9 protein-coding genes are annotated in these 13968 nt (G+C 75.2%); 8 read left to right on the top strand and 1 reads right to left on the bottom strand.

Features of this window, described 5'->3' with window-relative positions; all coding sequences use genetic code 11:
* Positions 1-97 precede the first annotated feature (97 nt).
* Complete coding sequence (locus AB0C73_RS13555) at positions 98-727, top strand: hypothetical protein (protein ID WP_362528568.1); 630 nt, start codon at positions 98-100, stop codon at positions 725-727.
* A gap of 229 nt (positions 728-956) precedes the next feature.
* Here the strand turns inward: AB0C73_RS13555 and AB0C73_RS13550 are convergent, their stop codons facing one another.
* On the bottom strand, positions 957-1583 hold the full coding sequence (locus tag AB0C73_RS13550; protein ID WP_362528565.1) for a hypothetical protein: 627 nt from the start codon (positions 1581-1583) through the stop codon (positions 957-959).
* A 310-nt stretch (positions 1584-1893) separates the two neighbouring features.
* Here AB0C73_RS13550 and AB0C73_RS13545 point away from each other — a divergent pair, with 310 nt between their 5' ends.
* From AB0C73_RS13545 to AB0C73_RS13515, 7 genes are all read left to right on the top strand, one after another.
* A complete protein-coding gene (locus tag AB0C73_RS13545; RefSeq protein ID WP_362528563.1) occupies positions 1894-4056 on the top strand; it encodes a RecQ family ATP-dependent DNA helicase in 2163 nt (720 codons plus the stop codon).
* Positions 4057-4274: 218 nt separating this feature from the next.
* Positions 4275-5810: a DUF4192 domain-containing protein gene (locus AB0C73_RS13540; RefSeq protein WP_362528560.1), complete on the top strand. Its 1536-nt coding sequence runs from the start codon at positions 4275-4277 to the stop codon at positions 5808-5810.
* A 178-nt stretch (positions 5811-5988) separates the two neighbouring features.
* Positions 5989-8043: a glycogen debranching N-terminal domain-containing protein gene (locus tag AB0C73_RS13535; protein WP_362528557.1), complete on the top strand. Its 2055-nt coding sequence runs from the start codon at positions 5989-5991 to the stop codon at positions 8041-8043.
* A 136-nt stretch (positions 8044-8179) separates the two neighbouring features.
* A complete protein-coding gene (locus AB0C73_RS13530) occupies positions 8180-8947 on the top strand; it encodes an NUDIX domain-containing protein (protein ID WP_362528554.1) in 768 nt (255 codons plus the stop codon).
* A gap of 119 nt (positions 8948-9066) precedes the next feature.
* Positions 9067-10845, top strand: coding sequence for an ABC transporter ATP-binding protein (locus AB0C73_RS13525; protein WP_362528553.1), 1779 nt, complete (start codon positions 9067-9069; stop codon positions 10843-10845).
* A gap of 106 nt (positions 10846-10951) precedes the next feature.
* A complete protein-coding gene (locus tag AB0C73_RS13520) occupies positions 10952-11887 on the top strand; it encodes a FadR/GntR family transcriptional regulator (RefSeq protein WP_362528550.1) in 936 nt (311 codons plus the stop codon).
* Positions 11888-12263: 376 nt separating this feature from the next.
* Complete coding sequence (locus tag AB0C73_RS13515; protein WP_362528547.1) at positions 12264-13808, top strand: RNA polymerase sigma factor; 1545 nt, start codon at positions 12264-12266, stop codon at positions 13806-13808.
* The last annotated feature ends 160 nt before the right edge of the window (positions 13809-13968 follow it).

The raw sequence follows: 13968 nt of genomic DNA, 5'->3' as shown, positions 1-13968 counted from the left end.
GGGAAACCTGTCCGTCGGACTCGCGCAAGGAGCCGGGGCGCCCCAGTGCGCCCACCCGCCCGAGCCTGGTGCGACGGCGTTTGATAGACATCCACTCATGCCTCTCATCCCCGAGGAGCCTCAGATTCACGAGAGTGCCCAGGGTCCCCGCGCGACCGCGGCCGCAGGCCGCCCCGCGCCGACCCCTCGACCCGTTCCCGGCCCGCGTTCCGCGGCCTCCCCGCGACCCGGGCGTCCCGTCCCCGGTCCGGCCAGGCCCGCGCCGCCGGCGCCCCGTCCGCCCGCTGCCGGAGCGGCTTCTCCCGTCCGTACGGAGAATCGTTCCGACCAGCGGACCGAACCGCAGATCCAGCTGATCCCCGCGCCCGCCGACGGAGCCGTCGACGCCGCGGAGGAAGCGGTGGACCTGCTCCTGGAGACCGGCCGCGCCCCCGGCGACGTCCTGGTGCTCACCACCGGCGAGCAGCACCCCTGGGCGGCGCACGAGCTGTCCTTCGGAGAGGCCGCCTACTGGGCCCAGCAGGACGCCCGCGAGGACGTGTTCTTCGCGGACGCCGCCGCCGTGGACCGGGCCGCCACCCGGCCCGTGGTGGTCGTCGCGGTCAACGGCGGTTCCGACGAGGACATCGCCCGCCGGCTGCCCGAGGCGATGGGCCGGGCGACCGCCCTGCTGATCGTCTGCGGCGACCCCACGCGGGTCAACGCCGCGCTCGGCGCCGGCGTCTGACCACGCCGTCCGGCCAGCCCCCCCCCGGCCGCCCACCGGCGGCCGGGCCGACGTCCGTCCCGGCCCCCCGGGCACGCACCGGCCCGGCGCACGGGAGGGCGGCTCTTGCCGTGCCGGGTGGTACGGGCAAGGACCGCTCCTGTCGTACGGCGCCGAGGGCGCGGTCACGCCGACCGGTGCCGTACAGCCATCGCAGCCGTACGGCCGTCCCGGCGGCGCGGCCGCCTGCTCAGCGGGCCGCGACCCGGCGCAGCGGCTCGGGGGCCCCGCTCGCGATCCGCGGGACGAGCCGGTCGAGGGCCGGGTCCTCGCCCAGCGGGGCCGGCGTCGAGTCCGAGCTGGGCCGGCGCCCGCCCCGGCCTTCGCCGAGCACCTGCCAGCCGCCGGCGGTCAGCGTGATGTACGCCCCGCAGCGCAGCCCGTGCAGGGTGCAGGCGTCACGCAGGCCCCACATCCACGCCCCGTCCTCCTCGGTCCAGCGCTCGTCGCCCTCACGGCAGTAGAGCAGCACGGCCGTGCGCACCGGCGCACGCCGGCGCAGATCGTGCGGGATGACCCGGCGCAGATGCGCGAGGAGCGCGTTGCGGAACTCCCAGCCGTCCGCGGGCACGGCGCGGCGGGTGAACGAGGCGCTGGCCGCGAGCCGTTCCTCGTGGTCGAGCACCGCGACGACGGCCGTGGACGGGGTGGGCCGGTGGCGGGAGTGCAGACCGCTGACGACCTCACGCGGATTGCGCAGGAGCGGGATCCCGGCAGCGGTCCACTCGGCCGGTTCGAGCATCCGAGCGAGGCGGCTGGCCGACCCGGACGACGAGGTCGCCGGGGCGGTCGAGGGCGGAGCGAATCCGAGGGTCACGATCCTCCCTTCGGATACGCGCCCGCTCCGCGGGCAGGGTCGGATGAGGGCGCACCACGGCACGGCCAACGGGCCGCATTGGGCGTGCGAGGTGAATGCCAATTCTTCCCTGGCCCGTGCGCGGGCGGCAACGAGCAATTGGCGCCGCTGACTGGAATCCACCGGTATGACTCTCATATCCCTGCCCAGTTGCCCATTGTTCACGCTCTGTTTCACGAATGGACGTGAACCGAGGGCGTGCGCCGGAGGCACGGACCGTCACACGGAGTGAAGTAGCCGATTGTCAGTGCCATCGGGTTGCATGGGGGGCATGGACAACCTGGACCTCCGCACCGAAGCAGACACCGTCCTCGCCGAGCTGGTCGGCGACCCGGGAGGCTCGGCGCGGCTGCGCGAGGACCAGTGGCAGGCCGTCGCGGCCCTGGTCGAGGACCGCCGCAGGGCGCTGGTCGTCCAGCGCACCGGCTGGGGCAAGTCCGCGGTCTACTTCGTCGCCACCGCGCTGCTGCGCCGCCGCGGTGCCGGACCCACCGTCATCGTCTCCCCGCTGCTCGCCCTGATGCGCAATCAGGTCGAGGCGGCGGAGCGGGCCGGCATCCGCGCCCGCACCATCAACTCGGCCAACCCGGAGGAGTGGGACACCATCCACCAGGAGGTCGAGCGCGGCGAGACCGACGTGCTCCTGGTCAGCCCGGAGCGGCTGAACTCCGTCGACTTCCGCGAGCAGTTGCTGCCGAAGCTCGCGGCCACCACCGGCCTCCTCGTGGTCGACGAGGCACACTGCATCTCCGACTGGGGACATGACTTCCGGCCCGACTACCGCCGCCTGCGGGCGATGCTGGCCGAGCTCGCCCCGGGCGTGCCGGTGCTCGCGACGACGGCCACCGCCAACGCACGGGTCACCGCCGACGTCGCCGAGCAGCTCGGCACCGGCGCCGGCGAGGCCCTGGTGCTGCGCGGCACGCTGGAGCGCGAGAGCCTGCGCCTCGGCGTGGTCCGGCTGCCCGACGCCGCGCACCGGCTGGCGTGGCTGGCCGAGCACCTGGACGAGCTGCCCGGCTCCGGGATCATCTACGCGCTGACCGTGGCGGCCGCCGAGGAGGCCACCGCCTACCTCCGCCAGCGCGGCTTCGCGGTCGCCTCGTACACCGGCCGCACGGAGAACGCGGACCGGCTGCAGGCCGAGTCCGACCTCATCCGGAACAAGGTCAAGGCGCTCGTCGCCACCTCCGCCCTCGGCATGGGCTTCGACAAGCCCGACCTGGGCTTCGTGCTCCACCTCGGCTCGCCGTCCTCCCCTATCGCCTACTACCAGCAGGTCGGCCGTGCGGGCCGCGGCGTCGACCACGCCGACGTGCTGCTGCTGCCGGGCAGGGAGGACGAGGCGATCTGGCGCTACTTCGCGGACACCGCCTTCCCGCCGGAGGCCCAGGTCCGCCAGACCCTCGCCGCGCTCGCCGAGGCCGGCGGCCGGCCGCTGTCCGTGCCCGCCCTCGAAGCCGCCGTCGACCTGCGTCGCAGCCGCCTGGAGACCATGCTGAAGGTGCTCGACGTGGACGGCGCCGTGAAGCGGGTCAAGGGCGGCTGGATCGCCACCGGTGCCCCCTGGGTGTACGACGCGGAGCGTTACGCCTGGGTCGCCCGCCAGCGGGCCGCCGAGCAGCAGGCCATGCGCGACTACGTGAGTACCGACGCGTGCCGGATGGAGTTCCTGCGCCGCCAGCTGGACGACGAGGGCGCCGTGCCGTGCGGCCGGTGCGACAACTGCGCGGGCCCCTGGGCCGATTCCGGCGTCTCCGCCGAGACCCTGACCGCCGCCGAGAAGGAACTGGACCGCCCGGGCGTGGAGATCGAGCCGCGCCGCATGTGGCCCACCGGGATGCCCGCCCTGGGCGTCGACCTCAAGGGCCGGATCCCGGCGGGCGAGCAGTGTGCCCCCGGCCGCGCCCTGGGCCGCCTCTCCGACATCGGCTGGGGCAACCGGCTGCGCCCGCTGCTCGCCGAGCACGCGCCGGACGGCCCGGTGCCCGACGACGTGCTGCGGGCCGCGGTCGCCGTCCTCGCCGACTGGGCCCGCTCGTCCGGCGGTTGGGCCTCCGGCGCCCCGGACGCCCCGGAGCGTCCGGTGGGCGTGGTGGCGCTGCCGTCGCTGACCCGGCCGCAGCTGGTCGGCTCGCTGGCGCAGGGCATCGCCACGGTGGGCCGCCTGCCCTTCCTGGGCAGCCTCGTGTACGCCACGGAGGACGGCGCCCACGCGGCCCGCCGCAGCAACTCGGCCCAGCGCCTGCGGGCACTGTCCGGCGCCCTCGCCGTCCCCGAGGGCCTGGCCGCCGCGCTGCGCGAAGCCCCGGGCCCGGTCCTCCTCGTGGACGACTCCACGGACTCCGGCTGGACCCTCGCGGTCGCCGCCCGACTGCTCCGGCGGGCGGGCAGCGGCCCGGTGCTGCCGCTGGTCCTGGCCGCGGCGGGCTGACCGGGTTCCGGGGCCCGCCCGGCGTCTCCGGGCTGGGAGGGCCGGACCGCGCCCCGGCACTCCGGGGCGCCGGCCGACCGACCATCGAAGCGCATCCGGCGGTCTCGCGCGACCGTGCCGGCCGCTGCCTGTGGACAACCCCGGAGGGACATCGCGCCCCAACCGGGAGTTATCCACAGGGGTTTCGTGATCGCGGAGATCGCGGGACCGTCGTGACCATGAACACGAACCGCCATGAATCCCACAACTCCTCCGCACCCCAGCAGATCACCCTGCGCGGGCCCGCCGAGCTCGCCGACGCGCTGCCGTTCATGCTCGGCTTCCACCCCAGCGACTCCGTCGTCCTCGTCGCGCTCCACGGCGGTCGCGGCCGCTTCGGCGGGCGGGTCAGGGTCGGCATCCCGGGCTCGCCGCGCGAATGGTCCGCCACCGCGGAGCACTTGGCCGACTGCCTCGTCGCGGGCGCCGGACGCCGCGGCGAGCGGCCCGACGCCATCGTCGTCTTCCTCTGCCAGGACCCCCGGCCGGGCGAGACCGGACGGCGGGTCATGGAGCGGCTGCGCCCCTTCCACCAGCGCCTGCAGGCCGCCTGCGGCGCCCTCGACATCCCGGTCCTCGAATCCCTCTGCGTCTCCGACGGTCTGTACTTCTCCTACTGCTGCCCGGACACCCGCTGCTGCTCGCCGGACGGCACGCCCCTCGCCCTGTCCGGTACGTCGGTGATGGCGGCGTCCGCCGCCTACGCGGGCATCCAGGTGCGCGGCACCCTCAAGGACATGGAGGCCCGGCTGAGGCCCCGGGCGACCGAGGACGACGCGGCGCAGCGCGCCGCGCTGAACGAGGCGGCGACGGTGATCGTGCCGCGGATCCTCGACACCCCCGCGAGCGGCGCCGGCAGGCGCGAGACGCGCGAAACCACGCTCGGCCTCGCCCGGCGGCTGATCGAACGCTTCGCCGCGGCCCCCGGCCGTCCGGTGCCCGGACCCGGACCCGTCGCCGTCGGCGCCACGATGCCGCCCGCGCTAGCGGCGGCCATGTCGGGTCCGGCGCACGGCTCGGCGGCCGCCGACGAGCGGGACGACGCGCTGCTCTCACCCGACGAGGCCGCGACCCTCATCCTCGGCCTGCAGGACCGCGACACCCGCGACCAGGCTGCCGAGTGGATGGAGGGCCCGGAGGCCGGACCGGCGCTGCGGCTCTGGCGAGCGCTGTCCCGGCGCTGTGTGCCGCCCTACGAGGAGTACGCGGCGGCCCCGCTGACCCTGGCCGGCTGGGTCGCCTGGTCCACCGGAGACGAGCCCTCCGCCCGGGTCGCCCTGGGACTCGCCCTGGAGACCGACCCCGAGTACCTGTTCGCCCGGCTGCTGCACCAGGCGTGCAACGAGGGCCTGGACCCGGAGGCGCTGCGGGAGTGCCTGCGCAAGGAGCGGGACGCGCGGCCGGCCGCCGAGGGAGGTGCCGGTGCCGGGGCCGGGACTGACGACGAAGGCGGGGACGGGGGAGACGACGGCGACGAGGCCGCCGGGCCCGGGCCCGCCCGGGCCCTCACCACCCAGGCCGGTCCCGCGCCGGCCTCTCCCGCGGCGGACGTCCGGGCCCGGCAGCGGGCGAGGTCGGCGGCCCGCCGTACCGCACGGCAGGCCGGGCTGCGGGCCGCCGGGGCGGTCCGGCGCAGGGAGACCGAACCCCGGCCGCCCCGGCGGCCGGTGGTGCGGCCCACCCGTCGGCACGGCGGGGCGAGGAGCGGGGCATGAGGGCCGTGACCGGTGGGGCCGCGGCGGCGTTCACCTCTGTGGCGGCAGCGCAGCAGCCGCGCCGTCGTTCCTCGGCCGGACGAGCGGACCGCCGGGGCCGCCCACGCGGACCCGGTCACGGCCCCGCCCGGGCCCGGCCGGACCGTGAGGACCGCACAGAGAGCGCCGCAGACCCGTCATGGCCCCCAGTACCGTCCAGGCCCCCGGACCCGCCACCGGACACCCGCCCCGGCCCGGAGCGACACCGACCGGACCCGGCGCCGGGGCGGCCCGCCCCGGCGAGCCGCCGACCGTGCACGACACCCTCGTCGGTGTCGCCCTGCCCGCCCTCGCCCTCAGCCCCCGGCACGGACAGCTCACCGGCGCGGGCATCGAAGGGGTCTTCAACGACGGGCGCCGGCTCCTCGCCCGCTGCGTCCTGCGCGTCGCCGGACGCGAACCCGTCCCGCTGCGCGGCCGCGCGGACGGCGCGGACCGCGCCGAGTTCCTCGGCGTCCTGCGCGCGCCCGGCGACCTCGGCCCCGACCCGAGCCTGGTCGTCGAGCGCACCCGGGAGGCCGACGGCACCGAGCGGATCACCCTGCGCAGTTCCGCGCCCCGCCCGGTGCGGATCCCGGTGGAGCTCGCTCTGGGCACGGATCTCGCGGACCTGGGCGCGGTGGCGGCCGGCCGGCCGGGACCCGAACTCCCCGCGAGCGTCCACGGCACCGGGCTCCGCTGGACCGCCCCCGACGGCACAGCCGTCGCCGTCTCGGCCGATCCGGCGCCCAGCGACGCGCTGGCGGCGGCCGGACTGCTCCGCTGGGACGCCGAACCGGCCCCCGGCGCCCCCTTCGTCCTCACCCTTCGCGTCCGCGGCGAGCGCGCCGGCCGGTCCCATGCCCCCGGCGGGGGAAGGCCCGGCGGCCATGTCCTCGCCGACCCCGTCGCCGAGGGCGACGACCCCCGGCTCGGACCGCTGCTGCGGGCCTGCGTCGCCGATCTGCGCGCACTGCTCCGGCGCGATCCCGCGCACCCCGCCGACGTCCACCTCGCGGCCGGAGTCCCCTGGCGCATGGGGCCCGTCACCGCCGAGGCCCTGTGGGCCGCCCGGATGGCCCTCCCGCTCGGCACCCGGCTCGCCGCCACGACCCTGCGCGCCCTCGCCCGCACCCGGCCTCCCGGCCAGGGGTTCGAGTCCGGGCGGATCCCCGGGCCGCTCAGGGACGCCGGCCCGCTCCTCCCACCCCGCTGCACCGGCGTCGAGGCCACCCTCGCCTTCCCCGCGGTGCTCGCCGAGGCCCACCGCTGGGGTCTGCCCGAGCAGGACCTCGCCGAACTGCTGCCGGCCGCCGAGCGCTGCCTCGACTGGCTGCGCGGCGCCGCCGACGCCCACGGGTTCGTACCGGACCCGTGGCCCGCCGGGCCCGTGCGGGCCGAGACCCAGGCCCACGCGCACCGCGCCGCCGTGCTCGGCGCCGATCTCCTCGACGCCTGCGGGCGGCCCGGAGGGGAGGCCTGGCGGGAGTGGGCCCGGGCGCTGCGCGAGCGGTTCCGCACCCGGTTCTGGCAGGACGATCCGGCCGGCGGGCGCCCGCTGCTCGCCCGGCTGCCCGACGGGCGCCCGCTGCCGCACCTGGGCGGCTGGGCCGCGCACCTCCTCGACACCGGCCTCACCGCCGCGGGGAACACGGCGCCCGGGCTGCTGGACAAGGGGCAGACCGAGCGCCTGGCCCGGCTGCTCGCCGCCCCGGCGCTCGACTCCGGCTGGGGGCTGCGGGGGCTCGGCGAGAAGGAGCCCGGGTACAGCCCGTTCGGGCACCGCTCGGGTGCGGTCCGGGTGCACGAGACGGCGGTCGCCGTCGCGGGCCTCGCCGCCGCCGGACACGAGCGCGAGGCCGCGGCGCTGCTGCGCGGGCTGCTCGACGCGGCGGAGGCGTTCGACCTCCGGCTTCCCGAGATGTACGCGGGGGAGCGGCGCACACCCGGTGCGCCTCCGGTCCCGCACCCGGCCGCCTGCCGGCCCGCCGCGGTGGCCGCGGCCTCGGGCGTCCACCTCCTGGCCGCCGTGCTCGGCATCCGCCCCGACGCCCCCGGCCGTTCGGTCGCGCTCCACCCGCTGCGCTCCTCGCCGCTCGGCGAGGTCCGGCTGTCCGGCCTGGTCCTCGCGGGCGCGCCGTTCGCGGCCCGGGTCGGCCGACTGGGCCTCGGCATGGTGGAGGAGGCCGCCCCCGGACTCCAGCTGGGGGTCTAGTGGGGTGGTGGCTGGACAGGGATGTGCTGGGGGGTGGGGGGGGAGGGGAGGGGAGGGGGCGGGCCCCCGGAAGAAGCGGAAGCGGATCCATCCGGCAGGCGTGTTTATCGTCAGGAAGACGACTATGATCGCGGGCATGTCTCCCTACGACCCGTCGGCCTATCCGCCTTTCGCTGTCACCGTCGATCTGGTCGTCCTCACCGTGCGGCGCCATGCGCTGTGCGCGCTGATCGTGAAACGGGGAGAGCCGCCCTTCCAGGGGCACTGGGCGCTGCCCGGCGGATTCGTCCGGGACGACGAGGACCTCGATGCCGCCGCCGCGCGCGAGCTGGTGGAGGAGACCGGGCTGTGCGTGCACGACCCGGGGACCCCGGAGCCCGTGCAGGGGAACGGCGCGCACCTGGAGCAGCTGGCGACGTACGGGGCGCCCGACCGCGATCCGCGGATGCGGGTGGTCAGCGTGGCCCATCTCGCGCTGGCCCCGGACCTGCCCGCGCCGCGGGCCGGCGGGGACGCCAACAGTGCCCGCTGGGCGCCCGTGGAGGAGCTGCTCGGTGAGGACGGCGCCGCGGAGCGCGACGGCGAGCCGGTGCCGCTCGCCTTCGACCACGCGAAGATCCTCGCGGACGGGGTGGAGCGGGCCCGCTCCAAGATCGAGTACTCGTCGCTGGCCACCGCCTTCTGCCCGCCCGAGTTCACGGTCGGTGAGCTGCGCCGGGTCTACGAGGCGGTCTGGGGCGTCGCCCTCGACCCGCGCAACTTCCATCGCAAGGTGACCGGCACGCCCGGCTTCCTGGTGCCGGCCGGCGGCACCACGACCCGTCAGGGCGGCCGTCCCGCCCAGCTGTTCCGTGCTGGTGGGGCGACACTGCTGAACCCGCCGATGCTCCGCCCGGAGGTCTGACGGGCGCTCGCGGGGCCCCGCGAGGCGCCAACCCTGCGCCGAAAGTCCGAAATGTAGCGTTATCTTGCTGGGACAGCCGCCCTGCCGCGGAGCGGTCTCACCTACCCGCGAGAGAAGCGATGCTCCAGGCCATCGGACTCACCAGCACCCCCCGCCCGGGCCGCCCGCCCGCCGTGGACGACCTGACCTTCGAGGCGCGGCCGGGCACCGTCACCGCCCTGCTCGGCCCGGCCGGCGCGGGCAAGACCACCGCCCTGCGCCTCATGCTCCAGCTCGAACCGGGCCGTGGCGTCACCTACTTCCGGGGCCGCCCGCTGCACCGTGTCGCCCAGCCCGCCCACGAGGTCGGCGTGCTGCTCGGCGACGTCCCCGGCCACCCCTCCCGCACCCTGCGCAGCCAACTGCGCATGCTCTGCGCCGCCACCGGTGTGCCCGGCTCGCGTGCGGACGACATGCTCCGGGCGGTCGGCCTCACCGGCCTCCACGACCAGCGCGTCGGCGCCCTCTCCCTCGGCATGGACCGCCGACTCGGGCTGGCCTCAGCGCTGTTGGGCGACCCGCACACCCTGCTGCTCGACGAACCCGCCGCCGGGCTCTCCGTGCGCGAGAGCGCCTGGCTGTACGAACTCCTGCGCACCCACGCCGACGAGGGCGGCACCGTCCTCTACACCACCGGCGACCCCAAGGACGCCGCCCGCAACGCCGACCGGGTCGTCACCCTCGACGGCGGCCGGCTCGCCGCCGACCAGGACGCCGCCGAGTTCGCCCGCACCCGCCTCCGTCCCCGGGTCGCCGTGCGCACCCCGCACGCCGCCCGGCTCGCCGCCGTCCTCGCCCAGGAGTCCCGCGCCGCCCGCCGGCCGGTGGAGGTGGTGGCCGAGGGCGGCAACCGGCTCTCCGTCTACGGCAGCGACTGCGCGACCGTCGGCGAGACCGCCTTCCGCAACGGCGTGCTGGTGCACCGCCTCGCCGACGAGACCGGCGACGCCCTTCCCGTACCGGACGAACGGAACGAGCCGGAGCCCGACGCACCCACCGAACCCGCCACCGCCGCGCCGGACGCCCCCGCGCACCCGGGCGGGGCGTCCGAGGCGCCCCGCGCGAGACGCTCGCACCGCGCACCCCACCGCTCGCCGCTGCGGCCGGTGCGTTACGAGATCCGCCGGCTGCTCGGCGTGCCGTCCACGCCGCTGGTCGCCGCGGGCGTCCTCCTGGTGTCCGTCGTCCTCGCCGTGCTGCTCGCGCGCAGCGGAAGCAACCCGCTGCCCGGCCTCCTGGCCGGCTGGCCGGGGATCTCCCCGCTGCCGCCCGCCGCCGTGGGCGCCGGACTGCTCGGCGCCTTCTCCTTCGGCGAGGAGTACCGCTACCCGGCGCTGACCACCGGCCGCGGCGCGGTCCCGCGCCGGCTCGGCCTGCTGCTCGCGAAGCTGACGGTCGCGGCGGCCGTCGGGGCGGCCCTCGCGGTGCTGACCGTCGTGGCCGATCTGGAGGCCCTGAGGCTCGTCTACGGCGGCGAGTTGATCCCCGTACCACCGAACTGGCCCACCCTGTGCGCGAATTGGTTCGGCCTGGTGATCGGCTGCGCCTGGGCCGGGGTGCTCGGCGCCGGAGTCTTCCGCGCCGCGGCCGCCGGTGTCGCGGCCGTGCTCGCGGTGCCCGTGCTCTTCGCCCCGCCGCTCCAGCGGATGCTCGCGGGCGTGCCCCGCCGCTCGGTGGCGGGACTTCCGGCGCGGATCCGGCAGTTCGCGAGCGTGGAGTGGTCCTCGGCCGCCGACCGCTGGGTGATGGGGGCGCTGCGGGTGCTCGGGCAGCCCGTGGGAGTGGCCCTCGCGCTGACGTTGACGGTCCTGCTGTGCGCCTATGTGCTCACCGGACGCCACAGCAGGGCGCGTTGGTGACCACTGGCGGATCGAGAGCTTCCGTTTCCTCGGCAACTCCCTTGGAAAGTGCCAGGAATGTCCGGTAAATCGTCAATTGCGCACAGGGTGCCGATCACCCTTTCGTGTGCTTTTCACCAAAGACCTCAAGGGGCACGGGAGCCACGCCGACAAAGGATGCGTGAGTACCCTTGCGCACACGATGATGACCCCCGCCCGCCCCGTCGAGTCCGGCCTCGGCGCCCCGGGCGACCTCGACCGCTACCCCTACGCGGAGGCGCCCGGAGCCGACCGCGTCGGCCTGCCGACCTGGGACACGACGGACGACCTCGGCCGGGTGGGCCGCAGGGCCGCCGGCAGTCGCGGGCGCGGACTGCACGGACAGCTCGTCCAGCAGCTCGGCCAGATGATCGTCTCCGGCGACCTCGGTGCCGACCGCCCCCTCGTCCCCGAGGAGATCGGTCAGCGCTTCGAGGTGTCGCGCACCGTCGTCCGGGAGTCGCTGCGCGTACTGGAGGCCAAGGGCCTGGTCAGCGCCCGCCCCAACGTCGGCACCCGGGTCCGGCCGGTCAGCGACTGGAACCTGCTCGACCCCGACATCATCGAGTGGCGTGCCTTCGGCCCCCAGCGCGACGACCAGCGACGCGAGCTCAACGAGCTGCGCTGGACCATCGAGCCGCTGGCCGCCCGGCTCGCCGCCGGTCACGGCCGCGAGGACATCCAGCAGCGCCTCGCCGACATGGTCGAGATCATGAGCCACGCGTACGCCCAGGGCGACGGGATCACCTTCTCCCGCGCCGACGCCGAGTTCCACGCCCTGCTGATCCAGCTCGCCGGCAACCGCATGCTGGAGCACCTGTCCGGCATCGTCGCCGCCGCCCTCCAGGTCTCCGGGGCCCCCGCCACCGGCTGCGACCGGCCCAGCGAGAGCTGCCTCACCCACCACGGCCGGATCGTCGACGCGCTGGCCGCCCGCGACGCCAACGGCGCCGAGGCGGCCATGCGGCAGCTGCTGACGGGTATGGAACGCGTCGTGCCCGGTCCCCGTGACCGCGAGCACTGACCCGCGCTCCGTCGCGAGCGGCGCCGTGACGCACGCAGCGCGTGCCGCCGGACCCGAGCGGAGCCCGGGGGCGGCCGTCGTCCCCGGGCGCGCCGGGGTCCGGCGGCACGATCTCGTGCCGTTCCGTATGTTTTCTGGTGGATTCGCCGCGAATGAGGTGTGACTCGGGCCACGCGGATTGGGCGTAACACTCCTCGAAGCCGCGCGATGACCTAAGAGGTGACAGCCGAGGAAGGAATACAGCAGCCGTTCAGGGCGCTGTGCAGTTCCCCGGTCCAGCCCGCGCCGTCGGCACATTCCCGGCCGACGGTCGTCGGCTCCGGCCCGATCCAGGGCGGGGCCGGAAGCCGTTTTCCATCGTTCCGAGAGGTTGTTCGTGTCGGCCAGCACATCCCGTACGCTCCCGCCGGAGATCGCCGAGTCCGAGTCTGTGATGGCGCTCATCGAGCGGGGAAAGGCTGATGGGCAGATCGCCGGCGATGACGTGCGTCGGGCCTTCGAGGCTGACCAGATTCCGCCAACCCAGTGGAAGAATGTTCTGCGCAGCCTCAATCAGATCCTCGAGGAAGAGGGTGTGACGCTGATGGTCAGTGCAGCGGAGTCGCCGAAGCGCGCCCGCAAGAGCGTCGCAGCGAAGAGCCCGGCCAAGCGCACCGCCACCAAGACCGTCACCGCCAGGACGACCGTGACGAAGACCGTCGCGGCCGCCACCGCGGCCCCGGCGGCCGAGAGCGCGGACCCGGCCGACGAGGCCGCGACGCCGGCCAAGAAGGCCGCGGCCAAGAAGACCGCCGCCAAGAAGACGGTGGCGAAGAAGGCCGCCGTCAAGAAGACCGCCGCCAAGAAGACCGCGGCGAAGAAGGACGACGAAGAGCTGCTCAAGGGCGAGGAGCTGCTCGAGGACGTCGCGCCCGGCAAGGACGAAGAGGAGTCCGAGGGCGAGAGCAAGGGCTTCGTCCTGTCCGACGAGGACGAGGACGACGCGCCCGCCCAGCAGGTCGCCGTCGCCGGTGCCACCGCGGACCCGGTGAAGGACTACCTCAAGCAGATCGGCAAGGTCCCGCTGCTCAACGCCGAGCAGGAGGTCGAGCTCGCCAAGCGCATCGAGGCCGGTCTGTTCGCCGAGGACAAGCTGGCGAACTCCGACAAGATCGCACCGAAGCTCAAGCGCGAGCTGGAGATCATCGCCGAGGACGGGCGCCGCGCCAAGAACCACCTCCTGGAGGCCAACCTCCGTCTGGTGGTCTCGCTGGCCAAGCGCTACACCGGCCGCGGCATGCTCTTCCTGGACCTGATCCAGGAGGGCAACCTGGGTCTGATCCGCGCCGTCGAGAAGTTCGACTACACCAAGGGCTACAAGTTCTCCACGTACGCCACCTGGTGGATCCGTCAGGCGATCACCCGCGCGATGGCCGACCAGGCCCGCACCATCCGTATCCCGGTGCACATGGTCGAGGTCATCAACAAGCTCGCCCGAGTGCAGCGCCAGATGCTCCAGGACCTGGGCCGCGAGCCCACCCCGGAGGAGCTGGCCAAGGAGCTCGACATGACCCCGGAGAAGGTCATCGAGGTCCAGAAGTACGGCCGCGAGCCGATCTCGCTGCACACCCCGCTCGGCGAGGACGGCGACAGCGAGTTCGGTGACCTCATCGAGGACTCCGAGGCGGTCGTCCCGGCCGACGCGGTCAGCTTCACCCTGCTCCAGGAGCAGCTCCACTCCGTCCTCGACACGCTCTCCGAGCGCGAGGCCGGCGTCGTCTCCATGCGCTTCGGCCTGACCGACGGCCAGCCGAAGACGCTCGACGAGATCGGCAAGGTCTACGGCGTGACGCGCGAGCGCATCCGCCAGATCGAGTCGAAGACCATGTCGAAGCTGCGCCACCCGTCCCGCTCGCAGGTCCTGCGCGACTACCTCGACTGATCGGTCCTCTGATCGGACCGTCCCGCCAGGGACGTACGACGCAGGCCGACGCAGCAGGAAGGGCCCGGTTCCCCGTTCGGGGGCCGGGCCCTTTCGCGCGTATGCGCGGGTGCGGGGAAGGCCGGGGAGGACGACGCTGGGTGAGAGGATGTCGGCGGAG

The organism is Streptomyces sp. NPDC048623, from assembly GCF_040650755.1.
GTDB lineage: Bacteria > Actinomycetota > Actinomycetes > Streptomycetales > Streptomycetaceae > Streptomyces.
The sequence above is the reverse complement of the archived record's forward strand: the minus strand, read 5'-3'. Positions and strand labels throughout refer to the sequence as shown.

Bases quoted from the DNA above. Each gene is read 5' to 3' on its own strand.
- AB0C73_RS13525 (WP_362528553.1), top strand. From the start codon at position 9,067: ATGCTCCAGGCCATCGGACTCACCAGCACCCCCCGCCCGGGCCGCCCG.
- AB0C73_RS13555 (WP_362528568.1), top strand. From the start codon at position 98: ATGCCTCTCATCCCCGAGGAGCCTCAGATTCACGAGAGTGCCCAGGGT.
- AB0C73_RS13540 (WP_362528560.1), top strand. From the start codon at position 4,275: ATGAACACGAACCGCCATGAATCCCACAACTCCTCCGCACCCCAGCAG.
- AB0C73_RS13530 (WP_362528554.1), top strand. From the start codon at position 8,180: ATGTCTCCCTACGACCCGTCGGCCTATCCGCCTTTCGCTGTCACCGTC.
- AB0C73_RS13535 (WP_362528557.1), top strand. From the start codon at position 5,989: ATGGCCCCCAGTACCGTCCAGGCCCCCGGACCCGCCACCGGACACCCG.
- AB0C73_RS13545 (WP_362528563.1), top strand. From the start codon at position 1,894: ATGGACAACCTGGACCTCCGCACCGAAGCAGACACCGTCCTCGCCGAG.